We start from the raw sequence: 18,609 nt of genomic DNA, 5'->3' as shown, positions 1-18,609 counted from the left end.
GAGCCGACCTATTGGTCCGCTTGCGTCTCGTCTTCTGCAGTAGCTGTGTCATCAGCGGCTTCGATTGAGGCTGTCTCTTCACGCAGTGCGCCGTTGTCCCACTCACCGCTTGCTGTTTCGCCTGTGGCGTATGTCATTGTGCCCGCACCTTGGCGCTTGCCTTGAACGAACAGACCCTCATAGATGTCGCCGTTCGCGTAAGTGGCCTTGCCCTGACCGCTGATCTCGCCGCGGGTCCATTCACCTTCATAAGTGAAACCATCAGGAATGGTGATTTTACCTGTGCCGGACCGCTGCCCTGCGCTGAACGTGCCCACATAGACAGTGCCGTCTGCGTAGGTTGCAGTACCTTGCCCGTTGCGTTGCCCGTTTTCCCATGCGCCTTCATAGCGGTAGCCATCGGGGTAGGTCATCATGCCTTGGCCATGGTTGCGCGCGTTTTTGAAGCCGCCTTCGTAAATCAACCCGTTGGTGTAGGTGGCGCGCCCCTTGCCAGAAATCACGCCCGCGTCCCACTCACCCGAATAGGTGTTGCCATCTGCGTAGATGATTTCGCCGGTTCCTTCGGCCAGACCACCCACGAATGAGCCTGTGTAAAAAGAGCCATCGGGATAGGTCACCACACCTTCGCCATCAATCTCGCCGCGGGTCCAGTTGCCCACGTATTTGTAGCCATCCGTACTTGTGAATGTGCCTTGGCCGTGGCGTGCATCATTGTTGAACGCGCCCACGTAGATATCGCCGTTTGCGTAAGTTACGGTGCCTTGCCCCTGACGCTGGCCGGCCACGAAAGTGCCTTCGTAAACGTCGCCATTGATTTGGGTCAGCTTACCGTCGCCTTCCATCTGATCGTTGACCCATGTGCCGTCAAACACAAGCCCGTCTGCGGTCTTGAGCGTCCCGGGGCCAGCGCGCTTACCATCTGCCATCTCGCCGTCGAACACGGAGCCATCGGGGTAGGTGATTTTGGCAGAGCCGGATTTAATCCCATCAACCCACTCGCCTTCATAGATGTAGCCAGAAGGGTCTTGCATCTTGCCGATGCCGTCGTGCCGCCCGTTTGTGACACCGCCTTCATACACGACACCGCCATCGTATAGAATGAGGCCAGTGCCGGTCATCATGCCCGCTGCCCAGTCCCCCTCATAGGTGCCGCCATCGGTGAAGGTGATTTTGCCAAAACCGTTGGGTTGGCCGTTCTGAAACTCACCCACATAAAGTGAGCCATTGGGAAAGCGTGCTGTACCTTGGCCACTGATCGTGCCGTTGACCCACTCGCCTTCGTACTCATAGCCGTTAGGCAAAGTGTAGCGGCCCATGCCGTGCTGCTTGCCGTCTTTGAAGGTTCCCTCGTAGACACCGCCATTCTCATACTGCTTTGTCTGTGTACTTTGTGCGGCCACGGGTGCTGCGGCCAAAGAGGTGGCGGCCAAAAGGGCCACAAGGACGGATGCGGTATTGCGCTGCACGGTAGTTCCCCCGAAAGTCTAGGCAGGGCCATTGATGCCCCCTGGCGAAAGCCTAAATCAGCAACGAGCAATGAACAACGACTTTTGCGCATCGCAAATTGGTAGACCTTTCGCTTGGGGCTACATCTGCTAAAGCAAAGCGTGGTTTTCGAAAAAGGGACGGCAATGTCTGATCTGGTCGGTCAAAAAGGGTCGCGCACACGCGCCGAGGATAATTTTCGGCTGACAATGGCGCAGCTAAACCCAACGGTTGGGGATTTGGCGGGCAATGCGCAGCTTGCCTTCGATGCGTGGCAAGAAGCGCGTGAGGCAGGTGCAGACCTGATCATGTTGCCCGAGATGTTCATCACCGGCTATCAAGTGCAAGACTTGGTTCTAAAGCCTCAGTTTGTGCACGATGCGATGGCCCAGATCGAGACGTTGGCGGCACGCGTTAAGCACGGACCTGCGATGGCAATTGGCGGGCCGCAAAGCAAAGACGGTCAGTTGTTTAACGCGTACTATGTGCTGGATGGCGGCGAGATCACATCCGTGGGTCACAAGCATGAGCTGCCAAACTTCAATGTTTTTGACGAAGTCCGTCACTACATGTCTGCGCCGCTTCAGGGACCGATGTCTGTGCGCGGTGTTCGTATCGGTTTTCCGATCTGCGAAGATGCGTGGCACGAAGATGTTACTGAGGCGATGGAAGAAAGCGGCGCAGAGATGCTGCTTGTTCCAAACGGGTCGCCCTATTTCCGCGGAAAATTTGATGTCCGGATGAGCCAGATGGTGGCACGTGTCGTTGAGACAGGTTTACCGCTGGTGTACCTCAATATGGTTGGTGGACAGGACGATCAGATCTTTGATGGCGGCTCGTTTGTATTGAACAAAGGCGGCGCGCTTGCCCTTCAGATGCCCCTTTTTGATCAAGCGCTTAGTCACATTGATTTCACGCGCACCGCAGATGGGTGGCGTGCCGTTGAAGGTGAGATAACCGCGCAACCTTGCACAGAAGAACAAGATTACCGCGCCATGGTTGAGGGTCTGCGAGACTACATGGGCAAAACCGGATTTTCCAAAGTGCTGCTTGGTTTGTCAGGAGGCATTGACAGCGCGATTGTGGCAACTGTCGCTGCAGATGCGCTTGACCCTGAGAACGTACGTTGCGTGATGTTGCCGTCAGAGTATACCAGCCGAGAAAGCCTTGATGACGCCGGTGAAGTTGCAAATCTGCTTGGATGTAAGCTCGATGAGGTCAGCATTGCAGGCCCGCGCGCCGCGGTAACCGAAGCCCTTGCTCCGCTTTTTGCAGGGCTTGATGAGGGACTGACCGAAGAGAATATTCAGTCACGCTTGCGGGGGCTTTTGTTGATGGCCCAGTCGAACAAATTTGGCGAGATGCTTCTAACAACGGGCAACAAATCCGAAGTCGCCGTCGGCTATGCGACCATCTATGGTGATATGTCAGGTGGTTATAATCCCATCAAAGATATGTATAAAACCCGCGTGTTTGAGACGTGCCGTTGGCGCAATGCCAACCATCGCCCTTGGATGATGGCCCCTGAAGGCACCGTTATTCCGCCACGAGTGATCGACAAGCCGCCAACGGCAGAGTTGCGTCCGGATCAAAAAGACAGCGACAGCTTGCCCGAGTATGAAATTCTTGATGCGATCCTTGAAATGCTCATTGATGAAGAACGGTCGGTTGCTGAGTGTGTTGCTGCGGGCTTTGAGCGCGATGTGGTCAAGCGCGTCGAGCATTTGGTCTATATCAGTGAGTACAAACGCTTTCAGTCTGCGCCGGGACCAAGGCTGAGCCAAAAAGCGTTTTGGCTTGATCGCCGCTATCCGATTGTGAACCGTTGGCGCGATGGTAGCTGATGCGCTATGCCCCCGCTTAAGGCCTGATTGGTCCCCGACAAACGGGGCCGTTGGTGCGCTGGCCGAAGTGGGGTATTTCGCAACGCATCCCGTGGGCGTCGCCGCATTGGTTCTTGCTGCGCTGTCGCTTTTACGGCCGACACCTTTGGTGCGGTATGCCGCGTTGGTGGTGGTGTCTTTTGCCTTGCTGGGTGAAGTTGAAACGCTCTTTTCAAATATCACCGTTGCAGGGCAGCTTTATTCTGAAGGGTGTCGCGGCGCACCTTGGGCAACCGGGGCGCTATTGATAGCATTGCTTGGTGCTGTGGCATGGCGAAACTAGACAAGCGCCCAAGGGTGTGAGACATCCCGCGCGAACAGGAGAATTTCCGATGACCACGACTCGTTTTGCCCCTTCGCCCACTGGCTTTTTGCATATTGGTAACCTGCGTACTGCGCTTTTTAATTATCTGATTGCGCGCAAGAGCAACGGCTCTTTTATTCTGCGGATTGATGACACCGATCCAGAGCGCTCAAAGCAAGAGTATGTGGATGCGATTCAGCAAGACCTGGAATGGCTTGGCATCACATGGGACCGGATGGAGCGTCAGTCAGACCGCCTTGACCGCTATGCGGCTGAGGCAGACAAGCTGCGCGGCATTGGCCGGTTTTACGAGTGCTTCGAAACGCCTACCGAACTTGATTTGAAGCGTAAAAAGCAACTTAACATGGGTAAACCACCGGTTTATGACCGTGTGGGTCTTTCACTGAGTGACGCTGAGAAAGACGCGTTGCGCGCCGAGCGTTCTGGCCACTGGCGCTTTTTGCTCGACCAGTCGCGTATTGAGTGGACTGACGGTATCTTGGGTGACATCAGCATTGATGCGGCATCCGTAAGTGATCCGGTTCTGATCCGCGGTGACGGTCAGGTGCTTTACACTTTGGCGTCGGTTGTAGACGACACCGACATGGGCGTGACCGATGTTGTGCGCGGCTCTGATCACGTCACCAACACTGCGACGCAAATCCAGATGATCGAAGCAATCGGTGGCACTGTTCCAACTTTTGCGCACCACTCTCTTTTGACCGGACCGCAGGGCGAGGCGCTTTCAAAGCGTCTTGGTACACTTGCGTTGCGTGATCTTCGCGAACGCGGTGTTGAACCAATGGCGTTGTTGTCGCTTTTGGCGCGCATCGGCTCGTCTGATCCGGTTGAGCTGCGTGGTTCAATTGATGAATTGGTTGAAGGCTTTGACATCACCAAGTTTGGCTCTGCACCGACTAAATTTGATGAGAATGATCTTTTCCCGCTGACTGCGAATGTGCTGCAAGGCCTGCCTGTTGACGCCGTGACGCATGATCTGAACGGGTTGGGTGTGCCAGCAGAGCTTCAGGCGCAGTTCTGGGCGGTTGCGAAAGACAACATCACCGTAAAGGCAGATTTGGCCCAGTGGTGGACGCTTTGTTCCGAGGGTGCAGACCCTGTTATTGACGACGAAGATGCCGAGTTTGTTGCCCAAGCGATGGCTCTGTTGCCGGATGCTCCATTTGACGCCGAGACATGGGGTCAGTGGACATCAGCTGTAAAAGCGGAAACTGGCCGGAAGGGTCGCGGGTTGTTTATGCCATTGCGCAAAGCGTTAACCGGCATCCAGCACGGCCCTGATATGTCTGCGCTTTTGCCCCTGTTGCAAGTGATCCGCGCGAAAGCCTAAAGCAGGCAAAGGTGCGGGGCGTAAAGCCGCCCCGCACCTTTGCCCTAACTCCCTCTGCGTAGAATGCCTGCGGGGCGTGCCTTCAACGGCCCCCAAGCATAACCGAGGAATGCCAGCATCGTGGCTGCAACACCGCCAATGATAGTGGCCAACGCATTGCCCCAAACAATTGCAAAGCTGGTTTCCATCACAAATGTGCTGACGGCCCATGCAAAAGTCAGCCCCGCAATCAGCGCGATTGTGCCCGCAGCGGCACCTAAAAGCCCTGCGCGCAACGCAAAACTTTGCAGGATAACACCTTTTGATGCGCCGAGGGTTTTGAGTACTGCCGCCTCAAACGTGCGCGCATCAACACCTGCTGCAGCGGCTCCGATTAGCACCAAAAAGCCTGTGATCAATGTGGCTGATGCCCCGAGGGATGTGGCCGCAGCAAGGCTTGCCAAAAGCTCTCCCACACGTGCAATTGCGTCGGCGACCCTGATCGCGGTGATGTTTGGGAATGTTCCCGCGAGGTCACGCAAAATTTCGGCCTCTGCCTCGGGTGTCGCGTAAACCGTTGCGATGTGGCTGTGCGGTGCACCCTTCAGTGCAGCAGGGTTCATGGTCAGGATGAAGCCAATCCCTGCTGTTGAAAAGTCCACCTCCCGAAACGATGTGATCGTGCCGGTGATATCACGCCCCAGAATGTTGATCGTCATTGTGTCCCCAAGGACAAGACCCATCTCTTCGGCCTCTTCGGTGGCAAAGCTAATTTGCGGTGCGCCGGTATAATCTGTGGGCCACCAACTGCCTTGCGTGATCGTCACGCCGTCTGCGGCTGTTTGCGCGTATGTGACGCCGCGGTCACCTAGCAAAACCCAATGGTCACCTGCGACCTCTTTTGCGGGGCGGTCATTTATCTTGCTGATGACGCCGCGCAACATTGGCGCAGTATCCACGCGTGACACCGCAGGGTCATCCGCCAGCCGCGCGTTAAAGCCTTCGAGTTGGTCAGACTGAATATCGACAAAGAAATAACTTGGGGCGACGTCTGGCAAATCTCGCGCGATTGCGCCGCGCAGGTTGCCGTCAATTTGCCCAACGGCGGCAAGAACCGAAAGGCCAAGACCCAGTGACAAAATAGCTGAGCTTGCCTGTTCACGCGGCCCGCCGATGGCACCAAGCGCAAGTCGCAACGCAGGCCGCCCCCGCAACGCGTGCATTTTGGTTGCGGCTGCCGCCAACGCTCGCAGTCCGCGCGCGGCTAACGCAAGCACACCCAGTACAGCGATGATGCCCCCTGCAGTCCAAAGTGTTAGGAACGCAGTGCCCGAAAATGCGATGGCGCTAAGCACCAACGCGGCGACCAGCCCCGCAGTCATAAACAGGTATCTTTTGCGTGGCAGTGCGTTGTCATGCCCTAATGCGTCGCGAAACAGCGTGGCTGCGCGAATATTTTCCGTGCGCGCCAGAGGCCAAAGCGTGAAGATTGCAGCGGCAAACGCGCCATAAATAGCAGCTTCAATGAGTGGTTTGGGGTGAATTGCAAACTCGGCGGGAACCGGCAGGCGGGCTTCAATAATGGGCGCAAGGGCAAGTGGTAGTGCGGCGCCAAGCACAAGCCCGATGGCGATGCCCAAGATCGTCAGTAGGCCGATTTGAATGGCGTAAGTGGCAAAGATGGTTGACCGTGATGCGCCCAACGTTTTGAGCGTCGCAATTACGGATGTTTTCCGCTCAAGATAGCTGCGCACCGCTGCGCTGACACCAACGCCCCCGACCGCCAAACCAGATAGCCCGACAAGCACCAAAAAGGCGCCAAGCCGATCAACAAATTGCTGAATACCTGGCGCGCCATTGCGAGCATCGGTCCAGCGTAGCCCTGAATTAGCAAAGCGTTGCTCGGCGTCACGCTCAAGGGCGGCAAGTTTGGTGCCTTCGGGTAACAGCATGCGGTATTTCGTGTCGAACAAAGTGCCGGTTTGCAAAAGGCCTACGTTTGCCAGACTTTCGGTGCGCACAATTGTACGCGGGCCCAAGCCGAAACCACCACCGGCACTGTCGGGCTCACGTCGCAAAATAGCTGAAAGGCGAAATGTGCCGGTGCCAATGCTGAAGCTGTCACCGATCGCAAGCCCAAGGCGGTCGGCCAAGACACGCTCCATTACGGCACCATTTGCGGCAATTGCCTTAGTAAGCGGCATCGCAGGGGATAACTTAACCTCGCCCACAAGGGGGTAGGCAGCATCGACTGATTTGACTTGGGTTAACGCCCGTTCTGGTGGCGCATCGCTGCCCGATGGTACCACAATCATAGATCTAAAATCAGTAATTTCAGACACTTGAATGGCTTGGTTTTGCATCCATGCGCGCTCGTCTTCTGTCGCGAAGCGGTAGGTGAATTGCAGTTCTGCGTCGCCCCCAAGAAGTGCTGCTCCGTCCCGTTCTAAGCCTTTGAGGATGGCTGTACGGGTACTGCCCACGGCGGCAATTGCGGCGATGCCTAGCGCAAGACAGGCCAGAAAAATACCAAAGCCGCGCAAGCCACTGCGCAGTTCACGTGTTGCAAAAATCCATGCAGTTTTCATTGGTCTAACCGTCCGTCACGCAATCTGATCACGCGGTCACAGCGGTTGGCCAATTCAGGCGAATGGGTGACCATGATGAGGGTCGCACCGTGACGGTCGCGAAAATCAAATAGAAGGTCCATGACGGCCTCACCGTTGGTGCCATCAAGATTGCCCGTCGGTTCGTCCGCCAGCAAAATTTCCGGACGCGGCGAAAGGGCACGCGCAAGGGCCACGCGCTGTTGTTCGCCCCCTGACATCTGGTTGGGATAATGATCCGCCCGCGCCCCAAGACCCACTGCTTCCAGTTCCGCTTGGGCGCGGTCAAAAGCATCGGTTTCACCTGCTAATTCAAGCGGAACGGCCACGTTTTCAAGTGCCGTCATAGTCGGGATAAGGTGAAAAGATTGAAACACTACCCCCATGTGGTGCCGTCGAAACGCGGCAAGTGCGTCTTCGTCCAAATTGGTGAGGTCTTGGTTAACTGCGCTGATCGTTCCGGCAGTTGCTTGCTCGAGTCCGCCTATCACCATTAGTAGTGATGATTTTCCCGAACCTGATGGGCCAATCAGCGCCAATGTCTCGCCTTTTGTCACGTCAAGACTGATGCCGTGCAAGATATCCACCATCCCCGCATTGCCATTTAGCGAAAGGTGCACATCTTTGAGGGACAGGATCGGGTTAGACATTGAGGGGCCTTTCATGGGGATCACAACTGGATATGGGGCGGTATTGCTGCGGCGCAACCTGATGATGACAATTGTTGCGATCTTGGGTCTGGGCCTTGGCATGGGGCACGGTGGTGCGCGTGCTGAAAGTACCGTGGTGATCTTTGGCGACAGCCTTGTTCAAGGGTATGGGTTGCCTGCCGAGCAAGGCCTTGTGGCACAATTAGAGAGCTGGTTGCAGGCAAACGGGACGGAGGTGACGCTTGTGAACGCGGGTGTCTCCGGTGATACGACCCAGGGTGGTGCGGCGCGCATCGCTTGGACGTTGACCGAGCAGGTTGACGCCATTGTGATTGCCCTTGGCGGCAACGACATGCTGCGCGGCATCGATCCAAGTGTTGTGCGGCAGAATATGACAACCATTGTCCAACAGGCTGCGAATTCCGGTGTGGTTGTGTTGGTGGTGGGGATTGAAGCGCCATTAAATTATGGGCCTGACTATAAGGCGGCGTTTGATCCAATTTTCGCAGATATCGCGGCGCGTTTTGTGGCGGATTATCACCCGGGTTTTTTTACGGCGTTTGAGGGAGATGTGCTGCCGTTCATGCAGGCTGACGCAATCCATCCGAACGCAGAGGGTGTCGCGCAAATCGTAAAGTCTGTCGGGCCGTCGGTGGCGGCGCTGATCAATGGCGACTAGACGGGCAAGCCTTTGGCACATAGGCTTTTGAAGTACTGTGAGTAAGGAGTAACGAGTATGAGTGTTGCAAGAGTAACCGAAGTCATCGCAAGTTCGAAAAAGTCATTTGATGATGCAATAGAAGCCGGCGTTGAGCGCGCAGCCAAAACGCTCAAGAACGTGACGGGCGCTTGGGTGCAGGATCAAAAAGTAACTGTTTCAGATGGTAAAATTGATGAATACCGTTTTGTTTTGAGAGTTACTTTTGTTCTGGAAGACTGATTTTCTGACAGTTGAACGACTTGAAGGCCAGTTGCCATGCGGTTGGTAGCCTTTTTTGCCGTCTGGGTCTTGGCGGGTGGAAAAATCGTTCCATGTTACGAAGCAACACCGGAGGAGCCGCAACATGAATTCTATGCACAACATCGATGAACAAACCCGCCAAGCCCGCGTCTATGCACAGGCTATGGAAAGCCTTCAGGCGCATAACAGAGTATACCGCCCGAGTGCGACGGTCGCAGATATGCGCGCAAATCAGACATCTGATGGGGGCACACCCCTGTTGGATTGGGCGGGCGGTCTTTCTGCTAAATTCTGTATCGCTTTCGCGTTTATTACGCCGTGCTACATGTTTTGGAGCCAAGTCCTAAACTAATAACGGGACGGTTACATTTAGTCATAAAAAAGGCGCCACATCCAAATGGATGGGCGCCTTTTCCATTATAAGTACAATAACTTACGCGAGGGCGATGTTGATCGCGCTCTCACGGCCATCACGGCCGCTTTCGATGTCGAATGTTACTTTTTGGTTGTCAGCAAGACCAGTGAGGCCTGAACGCTCAACAGCAGAAATGTGAACGAAAACGTCCTTGCTGCCGCCATCGGGTGCAACAAAGCCGTAGCCTTTAGTAGTGTTAAACCATTTCACGGTGCCAGTAGCCATATCCGTGTCTCCTTTTAAATTCGTGCCCGCGAAATTGCAGCACGTCGGCTTAGTCAGGGATCGAAAGACTGTAGCCGGTAAGGGAAGACAGGGATCGAGTGCATAACGTAGCTAGTCCCCATATGGGGTGGCGACCCTCATAAAGCAAGGGAAATCGGGGAAAGCATTTTGATCAGCAATTCGCGGCTGATCTGGCTACGATATTTGGTGTTTGGGATACGCCAGGCCGCTATTTGGCCAAGCGTATCCTTAATGTATAGCCGCGCTAAACAGGATTTTAGCGTGCGAATTTCTTGTATTTGACGCGCTTTGGTTCCAAGGCATCGGGTCCAAGGCGGCGTTTTTTATCTTCTTCGTACTCAGTGAAGCCACCTTCAAACCACTCGATATGCGCTTCGCCTTCGAATGCCAAAATGTGGGTGCAAATCCGATCAAGGAAGAAGCGATCGTGTGAAATCACCACAGCACACCCTGCAAAGTCGACCAACGCATCTTCAAGGGCGCGAAGTGTTTCAACATCAAGGTCGTTTGTTGGTTCATCGAGCAGTAGGACGTTGCCACCGGCGCGCAGCAGCTTGGCCATGTGAACGCGGTTGCGCTCACCACCTGATAGAACGCCAACTTTCTTCTGTTGGTCGCCACCTTTGAAGTTGAAGGACGAACAATACGCGCGGCTGTTCACTTCAGCGTCACCCAGCATGATGATGTCATTGCCGTCACTGATTACTTCCCAGACGGTTTTATCGTCGGGCAGTGCGTCGCGCGACTGATCCACATAGCTAAGGTCAACTGTGTCGCCGTAGCTGACGGATCCCGCATCTGGTTGTTCATCGCCCGTGAGCATTTTGAACAACGTAGATTTACCCGCGCCGTTCGGGCCGATGACGCCCACAATACCACCCGGAGGCAGTGTGAAGGACAAATCTTCGATTAGAAGTTTATCGCCATAGGCTTTTGTGAGGTTGTCGATCTCGATGACTTTGTCACCAAGGCGGGGACCGTTTGGAATGATGATCTGTGCGCGGCCGACTTTTTCGCGCTCTGATTGATTGGCCATCTCGTTGTAGGCCGCAATCCGCGCTTTTGATTTGGCTTGGCGCGCTTTGGCGCCTTGGCGCATCCACTCAAGTTCACGCTCGAGGGTCTTTTGCTTGGATTTATCGTCTTTCGCTTCACGCTCCATGCGCTTGGCTTTGGCTTCCAGCCATGAAGAATAGTTACCCTCATGTGGGATGCCCGAGCCCCGGTCCAGTTCCAGAATCCATCCGGTGATGGCATCAAGGAAATAACGGTCGTGGGTGACGATCAGGATGGTGCCTTTGTAATCGATCAAGTGCTGTTGCAGCCATGCGATGGTTTCGGCGTCAAGGTGGTTGGTCGGTTCGTCAAGCAGCAACATGTCAGGCGCATCCAGCAAAAGCTGACATAGGGCCACGCGGCGCTTTTCACCGCCCGATAGGGTTGTGACGTCTGCATCATCCGCAGGGCAGCGTAGTGCCTCCATCGACACGTCGATTTGCGCATCGAGGTCCCATAGGTTCTGGCTGTCGATCTCGTCTTGAAGCTGCGCCATTTCTTCGGCGGTCTCATCGGAGTAGTTCATCGCCAATTCGTTGTAGCGATCCAGAATGTCTTTCTTGGCTTTCACGCCCAGCATTACGTTGCCGCGCACGTCAAGGCTTGGGTCCAAATCAGGCTCTTGGGGGAGGTAGCCGACGCGTGCGCCTTCTGCTGCCCATGCTTCACCGGTAAATTCTTTATCCTGACCGGCCATAATGCGCATCAAGGTTGATTTACCTGTGCCGTTCACACCGACCACACCGATTTTCACACCGGGCAGGAAGTTCAGGCGGATGTTCTCAAACACCTTTTTGCCGCCGGGGTATTGTTTGGACACGCCGTCCATGAAGTAGACGAATTGATTGGCAGCCATCTGTTACATCTCCGAGTAAAAGGTAAGTTGGCCCCAGATAACGCGGCACGGTCGCGGGGGCAATGCATTGACTGGACTGTAAGGGTGTCCGACAAGGTGCGCATGACACGGAAGTCTCCATATGCGCGGCAGGGCCAAGTTGTTGGTTTGTTGGGTGGATCGTTTGATCCCGCACACGCAGGGCACGTGCACATCACTAAAGAGGGGTTGAAACGCTTTGGGCTGGACCGCGTGTGGTGGCTGGTCTCAGTTGGTAATCCGCTGAAAGAGCACGGGCCCGCACCGCTTGAACGGCGTGTGCAGGCGGCCCGCCAAGTTATGTGCGATCCGCGTGTTGAGGTGACAGATATCGAGGCCCATCTTGGCACCAGGTATACCGCGCAAACCCTTGATGTGCTGCGCTTGCGGTATCCTGGCGTACGGTTTGTTTGGTTGATGGGTGCGGATAATTTGGCCCAGTTCCATCATTGGCAAGACTGGCAAGGTATTTTGGCGACCACACCTGTTGGGGTGTTGGCGCGCCCGGGTGATCGTATATCGGCGCGTACGTCACCGGCGGCCAAGATCTATGATTTTGCACGGTTGAAAGGTAGGCAAAGTCAGCTTTTGGGCCGCTCTGACGCGCCTGCGTGGTCGTTTGTGAATATACCGATGCTGTCTGTTTCGAGTAGCGAAATCAGGAAACGCGGTGAGTGGCAGCGCAACTAGCGACGCAAAGTTGCTGCACCCACACCTGCGCCGATGATCAGCACTAAACCGCAAAGCGTCAGTGTATCGGGCAAAGCGCCGAACACGGTCCATCCCAGAATGGTTGCTGCGATCAGTTGGAAGTATACTAATGGGGCCAGCCGCGTGCTGTCGGCCATTGCGCAGGCAAAAAGCAGCAAAAAGTTTCCAGACATGGACCCAACAGCAGACGCAGTGGCCAGCCCCACAACAGGCAGGCTCAGTGGTGGCCAGAAAACTGCGGCAAAAGGGAGCATGATAATCGCGGGGATCAGGAGTTGGCTCAGCAGTAGCGTGCGTGCAGGCGCGATCCCGATGAGCCATTTCGATGCGGTCAGGAAACTTCCGTAAAAACATCCCGCAAGGACGGCGAACCCGAGGCCCGGTGAATAGTCAAAGCCCGGTTTGACCACCAACAGGACGCCACAAAACCCAACGAGCAATAGAGCCGTTTGCACCCATGTGACTTTTTCTTTGAGCAGCCACGCCGATAGGGTGAACGACAACAGCGGACCGATGAAGAACGCTGCAAACACATTGGCGATGTCCTCAGTGCGCAGGGCCGTCAGGATGCACGAAATGCCGCCTGCCAACAAAAGCGCTCGGAAAACTACCTTAGGGTTGCGCAGAACACCCCATGTCCCGCGCGGCATAAATGGCGCTGCAATCAACGCGCCAAGGGCAAAGCGGCTCCATGCGATCCAAAGCGGGTGCACTTCATAATTATTCGACAGCAGCTTGCCGGCCGTGTCCCCTGCAGGGATTAGCGACATAGCGAGGAACATCAAAAGAGTGGCGCGTAACATAAGGCAGGTGGTTACGCCGCAGATTGTGAGTTGTCACGCGCCAACTGCTGGGCTTTAGTCTAGGCATGACGCGTGTGTATTCCCGACGGTTCTTGCTGGCCGGTCTTCTTGCAACAACAGCGACAGCGGCGGGTGCTACTGCGCCCACAATGTCAGCGCGCCCAGTTGCAAGGCCTGATGATTTTGCCCGCAAAGTTGACCCCACTGCCACAGATATCGTGACCCAAGCAGGCCTTAGTGGTGTCACGCGGTTTGCGGTTGCCGACGCGACGAGCGGGAAAAGCATTGAGCAATTCCAAGCGGATGAAGCGCTACCGCCTGCGTCAGTGGCAAAGATGCTGACAGCGCTCTATGGGCTTGACCGACTTGGAGCTGGGTTCCGATTTAACACGCGGCTTGTGAGCGACGGTGCGATTGAGGATGGCACGTTGCGAGGTGATCTGTGGCTGGTGGGCGGCGGTGATCCGACGTTGAACACCGATGATCTTGGCCGTATGATTGCCGATCTTCACAGCAACGGTGTGCGCAGGATTGATGGCAGCTTTTATGTTCAAAACAGCGCGCTGCCTGCAATCCCTTTTATTGACCGCGATCAGCCTGACTATTTGGGGTATAACCCCACAATCGGTGGTATGAACCTAAACTTCAATCGTGTGCATTTCGAATGGCGACGCGGCGCGGATGGATATCGTACAACCATGGATGCCCGTGCAAAACGTCATGCTCCTGCGGTAGAGATGGCAACGCTGCGCATCGTTTCGCGTGACTTTCCTGTTTACGGATACGCTCTTGAAAAGGGGCGTGATGCGTGGACGGTCAGCCGTTCTGCACTTGGCGGGGGCGGGGCACGGTGGCTGCCGGTTCGCCAACCTGCGCTTTATGCAGCTGATGTTTTCGGTCAACTTGCCCGCGCCAAGGGAATTTCGCTTCCCGCCGGTCAAGTGACGGATCGCCCTGCAAAGGGGCGTGTTCTGGTCCAGCATGCAAGTGTGCCGCTTTTCGAGATGTGCCGCAATATGCTGAAGTTTTCGACCAACTTGACGGCTGAAGTTATTGGTCTGCAGGCCTCTGGTGCAAAGACACTTCGAAGTTCGGCTGCGTCTATGAATGGATGGGCAAAGGAGCGTTTTGGCGTTGCTGCGCAACTGGTTGATCATTCAGGCCTTGGTGATCGAAGTCGTATCAGTGCGTCTGATTTGCTGCAAATTTTAGTCGCGGCCGCAAACGGGCCGATTGGGGCACTGATGAAGCCGATCAAGCTGCGTGACGCGAACGGCAAAGTCATTGATGGGCGAGGCATCGAAGTGACAGCCAAAACTGGCACGTTGAACTTTGTCAGCACATTGGCCGGCTATGTCACCACCCCGCAAGGTACAAAGCGGGCTTTTGCGATTGTCTCTGCCGATCTAAGTGCGCGCGGCAAAATCAAAAAGTCAGACAGGGAAAGGCCCCGCGGTGCATCCGGCTGGAACAGGCGCGCAAAATCAATGCAGCAGCGCCTTTTGCACCGTTGGGGGCGGGCCTAAAACGCGGTCGGCAAGGTCATGTGGCGTGCGCGTGCGCCACGCTCAATTGCTGCAGCGTGTAAGCGGTCAAGTTCAAGCTCGTACCGAATTTCTTCAAGCATGCGAAGTTCGGGCGATGCAATTGATCCGTCAGCGGCTGCGACGTCGCATGACAATGCGTAAGCTGTTTCATACAGGGTTTGAGGCAATGCGTCGCGGATCAAGCCAAAAAGCGCGTCCAGCCCGTCTTCTTGATCGAACAAGTCAAAAACGGTGCGCCCGATTGTTTGAAGGCGTTCGGGATCATATCCCGAAAAGACGGGTAAGTTGTTCACAATATTGGTGATTTTCACAAGTTTAGCCGTGCGAATATCTTCATCGCTTGCGGAAACGGCGATCATCAGTGCGGCAAGGCTGTCTTGTGCCGTTAGCGGGGCTTGTGCGTTCACGAGGGGTGTTCCTTTTGGACTGCTCTGCCCTTGGTTTATTGACGGCTGGCCCCCCTCGCAATAGGGAGTGCGAATGGTGCGCGGGGTTGTGCCACCGCGCGGCTGATCTGCGCGCCCTCGCCGCGTCCAATTACGTACACCGATGATCAAAACCGGAGATAGCCAGATGAGCCTTTCGCGCGACGAAGCCCAACAGTCCAAAGCATGGCCTTTTGAAGAAGCGCGCCGGGTGCTCAAACGGCTTAAGGGTAAGGACCCGGAGAAGGGTTATGTATTGTTCCAAACGGGATACGGCCCGTCGGGGCTGCCGCATCTTGGGACTTTTGGTGAGGTTGCGCGTACCACCATGGTGCGTCGCGCATTCGAAGTGTTGTGCGATATTCCAACGAAGCTTATTTGTTTTTCTGACGATATGGACGGGTTCCGCAAAGTGCCGACAAACGTTCCGATGCAAGAAGAGCTGTTGCAGGATCTCAACCTGCCGCTGACCAAAGTGCGCGACCCGTTTGGGTGCCATGAAGGTTTTGCACAGCACAATAATGCGCGTCTGTGTGAATTTCTGGATGGTTTCGGATTTGAGTATGAGTTTGCATCATCAACCGACTACTACACTGGTGGGAAGTTTGATGAAGCACTTATGACCGCCCTAGAGCGCTTTGACAAAATCCAAGAGATCATGCTGCCGACATTGGGCGAAGAACGCCGCGCCACATATTCGTGCTTTCTGCCCGTAAGTCCGAAAACAGGCCATGTGCTTCAGGTGCCAACGCTTGAACGTAATGTGGCGAAAGGCACGATCGTTTATGAAGAGCCTGACGGCGAGCGTATCGAAGTGCCCGTCACCGGCGGTAACGTCAAAATGCAATGGAAACCTGATTGGGCGATGCGTTGGGCTGCCCTTGGGGTGGATTATGAAATGTCTGGCAAAGACCTGATCGACAGTGTTGTCCAATCGGGTAAAATTTGTCGCGCACTTGGTGCGCCGGCGCCTGAAAGCCTGTCGTATGAGTTATTTAATGACGAACTCGGTCAGAAAATTTCGAAATCAAAAGGCAATGGCCTTTCGATGGAGGAGTGGCTGACTTATGCGGCGCCCGAAAGTCTGTCGTATTTTATGTATCAGAAGCCAAAGACAGCCAAGCGCCTCTATTTCGATGTGATCCCCAAAATGGTGGATGAGTATCATCAACAATTGCGCGGCTATGAAGACCAAGATGCCACGCAAAAGCTGGCGAACCCGATTTTCCACATCCACGGTGAGACTGCGCCAAAGTCTGACATGGTTGTGCCGTTCTCAATGTTGCTGAACCTTGCGGCTGTGGCCAATGCCGAGGGTAAAGAGCAATTGTGGGGCTTTATTCAGCGCTACGCGCCCGAGGCGTCCGCAGAAACCCATCCTGATTTGGATGCGGCAGCAGTCTATGCGGTTGCGTACTACAACGACTTTGTGAAGCCTGAGAAAACGTACCGCGCACCAACAGATCAAGAGCGTGCGGCTTTGGCGGATATGGCAGCGGCATTGCGTGATCCCGCGTTGGCGCGTCAGATGATTGAGACGAAAAACGCAGCAATGGGCAAAGATGATCCGGTAGCTGAGTTGGATTACACCAGCGCCGAGGATCTGCAATCAATTGTCTTTGCGGTTGGTAAGAACCACGGGTTTGACCCGCTTCGTGATTGGTTTGGCGCGATTTATGAAGTGCTTCTTGGGGCTACTCAGGGACCGCGCTTCGGTGGATTTATCGCGCTCTATGGCGTTGATGAAACTGCGAATTTGATTGACGAAGCCTTGGAAGGCGCGTTGATTAATTGACCTAGCGCTCCTCTGACTTAGCTTTTGGTGCAGTCAGAGGAGGTTCACATGGTTCGTATTTTAGTCGGTCTGGTCTTTTGTTTGTGGGCGGGATTTGCCGCAGCGCAAGATACGCCAACACGTGATATTCAAAATACCATCTCAAATCAGATGGATGCCTTTCGCGACCGTAATGTGGACGGCGCGTGGGCGTTTGCGGCCCCAAATATACGGCGAATGTTTGGGCAAGACCCCAATGCATTCGGGCGGATGGTTGAGCGTGGCTACCCTATGGTTTGGAACAACGATCAGATCAGGTTTGGTGAATTGCGGGTGCTGAATGGCCATGTTTGGCAACAAGTGCGCGTGACAGATGCGGCCGGTGGTCGGCATGTCCTTGATTACATGATGCTGCAAACGGAAGCGGGTTGGAAGATTGCTGCGGTGCAGGTGTTGGAAGCCCCCGACGTGGGCGTTTAGGTGTTGCGCGCGTCATTAGCAGTGCGTTCGCTCGCCTAAGATGCGCTTAATGAACGGACGCTAGGTTGGGCAGATAGAGCAGACCAACACGCCCGCGCTGACATTGTGAGACCGCAGAAACGGATGCTCCGTTTGTGCGGTTTTTTTGTGTCTAACGCCAAGGTTCCACGAAAGGATATCGTTCATGAATATGGCAATTACTGACCGTTTTAGCTTGTCTCCAGCACCGTTTTCGCAAGGCTTGGGCCAGTGGTCCCGTGAAGATGGGACTTTTGGAACTGAAACCTACGCAAGCTACAGCAGTGCTGTGGTCGTGCCATCGGATCCTGATTTTGGGAGTTGCCTTCAGCTGACAAAAAACCAAGGCGGCACCCAACGATTGCGGTTCACGGGCCAAACTGCACGTTCCACGAGTTGCTACTACAAAGTGAGCGCGCGCATCAAAGCGGTAAGCGGCAGTCGGCCGTCTGTGCAGATTGCGGGCTCTGTCTTTGATGCCTCGGATGATGCTTTGACCGGGCTGCAACTGGCTGGGGCAGCGGTGACGTTGCAAACCTACGGAAACGTGATTGAGGTGTCTGCTATCGTGGGGCAGGGCAGTCGTCCTGGCGTGGATATGGCGTGGGGGATGGACGCTGAATATGCGCATATTGGCCTAGATTTGACGGGGCCGGTCGGTGGCGTAATCCGTATTGATGACCTTAGGGTCGAAGATGTGACGCCGCTTTTATTTAGCCAAACATTTGATGTGTTAGACGTGCGGGATTTCGGTGCGATCGGGGACGGAGTGGCCGATAATGCTGATGCGATTGAGGCGGCTGATGCAGCAGCGCAGGGCCGTACTGTTTTGGTCACGGACGGCGTTTTCCGGATGGGCCGCGATGTGACGATTAACAGCAAAATCCGTTTTGAAGGCCAGATTACCCAATTGCCTGTGCACCGTTTTGTTCTTAGGCGCTCGTTCGATCTGCCGACTTATGCCGATGCGTTTGGCAATGAAGTCGTGGGTTTCAAAAAAGGGTTTCAGGCCCTGTTTAATGGCGCGGATCATGAGGT

The 18,609-nt window shown here is 55.0% G+C and carries 17 protein-coding genes and 1 pseudogene; 11 read left to right on the top strand and 7 right to left on the bottom strand.

Annotation, left to right across the window (positions count from 1 at the left end):
* Window positions 1-8 precede the first annotated feature (8 nt).
* Window positions 9-1,469: an MORN repeat-containing protein gene (locus tag ACTF5M_RS02635; RefSeq protein WP_438959547.1), complete on the bottom strand. Its 1,461-nt coding sequence runs from the start codon at window positions 1,467-1,469 to the stop codon at window positions 9-11.
* Window positions 1,470-1,634: 165 nt separating this feature from the next.
* Between ACTF5M_RS02635 and ACTF5M_RS02630 the strand changes: the two genes are divergently transcribed.
* Genes ACTF5M_RS02630 through gltX form a run of 3 tightly spaced genes read left to right on the top strand, consistent with a single transcriptional unit; the run spans window position 1,635 to window position 5,026 of the window.
* On the top strand, window positions 1,635-3,332 hold the full coding sequence (locus ACTF5M_RS02630) for an NAD+ synthase (protein ID WP_438959546.1): 1,698 nt from the start codon (window positions 1,635-1,637) through the stop codon (window positions 3,330-3,332).
* Window positions 3,322-3,654 (top strand): hypothetical protein, encoded by a 333-nt coding sequence (locus tag ACTF5M_RS02625; RefSeq protein ID WP_438959545.1) that lies wholly within the window; start codon window positions 3,322-3,324, stop codon window positions 3,652-3,654. Before ACTF5M_RS02630 ends, ACTF5M_RS02625 begins: the two co-directional genes overlap by 11 nt.
* Window positions 3,655-3,703: 49 nt before the next feature.
* The gene (gltX, locus tag ACTF5M_RS02620) at window positions 3,704-5,026 is read left to right on the top strand and encodes a glutamate--tRNA ligase (RefSeq protein ID WP_438959544.1); all 1,323 of its coding nucleotides are present in this window, start codon (window positions 3,704-3,706) and stop codon (window positions 5,024-5,026) included.
* Window positions 5,027-5,070: 44 nt separating this feature from the next.
* Here gltX and ACTF5M_RS02615 read toward each other — a convergent pair whose 3' ends face one another.
* Both ACTF5M_RS02615 and ACTF5M_RS02610 read right to left on the bottom strand, forming a co-directional pair.
* Window positions 5,071-7,593 (bottom strand): ABC transporter permease, encoded by a 2,523-nt coding sequence (locus ACTF5M_RS02615; protein ID WP_438959543.1) that lies wholly within the window; start codon window positions 7,591-7,593, stop codon window positions 5,071-5,073.
* Complete coding sequence (locus tag ACTF5M_RS02610; protein WP_438959542.1) at window positions 7,590-8,261, bottom strand: ABC transporter ATP-binding protein; 672 nt, start codon at window positions 8,259-8,261, stop codon at window positions 7,590-7,592. The genes ACTF5M_RS02615 and ACTF5M_RS02610 overlap by 4 nt, the downstream gene beginning before the upstream one ends.
* 13 nt (window positions 8,262-8,274) lie before the next feature.
* Between ACTF5M_RS02610 and ACTF5M_RS02605 the strand changes: the two genes are divergently transcribed.
* The 3 genes from ACTF5M_RS02605 (at window position 8,275) to ACTF5M_RS02595 (ending at window position 9,574) form a co-directional block, all read left to right on the top strand.
* Entirely contained in the window at window positions 8,275-8,940 is a 666-nt protein-coding gene (locus ACTF5M_RS02605; protein WP_438959541.1) for an arylesterase, read from the top strand.
* Window positions 8,941-8,997: 57 nt separating this feature from the next.
* Complete coding sequence (locus ACTF5M_RS02600; RefSeq protein ID WP_438959540.1) at window positions 8,998-9,201, top strand: dodecin family protein; 204 nt, start codon at window positions 8,998-9,000, stop codon at window positions 9,199-9,201.
* Between the two features lie 124 nt (window positions 9,202-9,325).
* On the top strand, window positions 9,326-9,574 hold the full coding sequence (locus ACTF5M_RS02595; protein ID WP_048598958.1) for a hypothetical protein: 249 nt from the start codon (window positions 9,326-9,328) through the stop codon (window positions 9,572-9,574).
* Between the two features lie 81 nt (window positions 9,575-9,655).
* Here ACTF5M_RS02595 and ACTF5M_RS02590 read toward each other — a convergent pair whose 3' ends face one another.
* Window positions 9,656-9,862 (bottom strand): cold-shock protein, encoded by a 207-nt coding sequence (locus ACTF5M_RS02590; protein WP_048598959.1) that lies wholly within the window; start codon window positions 9,860-9,862, stop codon window positions 9,656-9,658.
* Window positions 9,863-10,139: 277 nt separating this feature from the next.
* Window positions 10,140-11,795: an energy-dependent translational throttle protein EttA gene (gene ettA / locus ACTF5M_RS02585; protein WP_438959539.1), complete on the bottom strand. Its 1,656-nt coding sequence runs from the start codon at window positions 11,793-11,795 to the stop codon at window positions 10,140-10,142.
* Between the two features lie 102 nt (window positions 11,796-11,897).
* Between ettA and ACTF5M_RS02580 the strand changes: the two genes are divergently transcribed.
* Window positions 11,898-12,503 (top strand): nicotinate-nucleotide adenylyltransferase, encoded by a 606-nt coding sequence (locus ACTF5M_RS02580; RefSeq protein ID WP_438959538.1) that lies wholly within the window; start codon window positions 11,898-11,900, stop codon window positions 12,501-12,503.
* Here the strand turns inward: ACTF5M_RS02580 and ACTF5M_RS02575 are convergent.
* Complete coding sequence (locus ACTF5M_RS02575) at window positions 12,500-13,327, bottom strand: DMT family transporter (RefSeq protein WP_438959537.1); 828 nt, start codon at window positions 13,325-13,327, stop codon at window positions 12,500-12,502. The genes ACTF5M_RS02580 and ACTF5M_RS02575 overlap by 4 nt on opposite strands.
* 65 nt (window positions 13,328-13,392) lie before the next feature.
* Between ACTF5M_RS02575 and dacB the strand changes: the two genes are divergently transcribed.
* Window positions 13,393-14,853, top strand: a complete 1,461-nt coding sequence (dacB, locus tag ACTF5M_RS02570) for a D-alanyl-D-alanine carboxypeptidase/D-alanyl-D-alanine endopeptidase (protein WP_438959536.1) — start codon at window positions 13,393-13,395, stop codon at window positions 14,851-14,853.
* Here the strand turns inward: dacB and ACTF5M_RS02565 are convergent.
* Window positions 14,850-15,281, bottom strand: coding sequence for a tellurite resistance TerB family protein (locus ACTF5M_RS02565; protein ID WP_438959535.1), 432 nt, complete (start codon window positions 15,279-15,281; stop codon window positions 14,850-14,852). The genes dacB and ACTF5M_RS02565 overlap by 4 nt on opposite strands.
* A gap of 166 nt (window positions 15,282-15,447) precedes the next feature.
* Here ACTF5M_RS02565 and ACTF5M_RS02560 point away from each other — a divergent pair, with 166 nt between their 5' ends.
* The 3 genes and pseudogenes from ACTF5M_RS02560 to ACTF5M_RS02550 form a co-directional block, all read left to right on the top strand.
* Window positions 15,448-17,094: a lysine--tRNA ligase gene (locus ACTF5M_RS02560; protein WP_438959613.1), complete on the top strand. Its 1,647-nt coding sequence runs from the start codon at window positions 15,448-15,450 to the stop codon at window positions 17,092-17,094.
* A gap of 48 nt (window positions 17,095-17,142) precedes the next feature.
* The gene (locus ACTF5M_RS02555) at window positions 17,143-17,553 is read left to right on the top strand and encodes a DUF4864 domain-containing protein (protein ID WP_438959534.1); all 411 of its coding nucleotides are present in this window, start codon (window positions 17,143-17,145) and stop codon (window positions 17,551-17,553) included.
* A gap of 184 nt (window positions 17,554-17,737) precedes the next feature.
* Window positions 17,738-18,609: pseudogene (locus ACTF5M_RS02550) on the top strand (right-handed parallel beta-helix repeat-containing protein); the annotation flags it as partial.

Source organism: Nereida sp. (genome assembly GCF_965655635.1).
Lineage (GTDB): Bacteria > Pseudomonadota > Alphaproteobacteria > Rhodobacterales > Rhodobacteraceae > Nereida.
The sequence above is the reverse complement of the archived record's forward strand: the minus strand, read 5'-3'. Positions and strand labels throughout refer to the sequence as shown.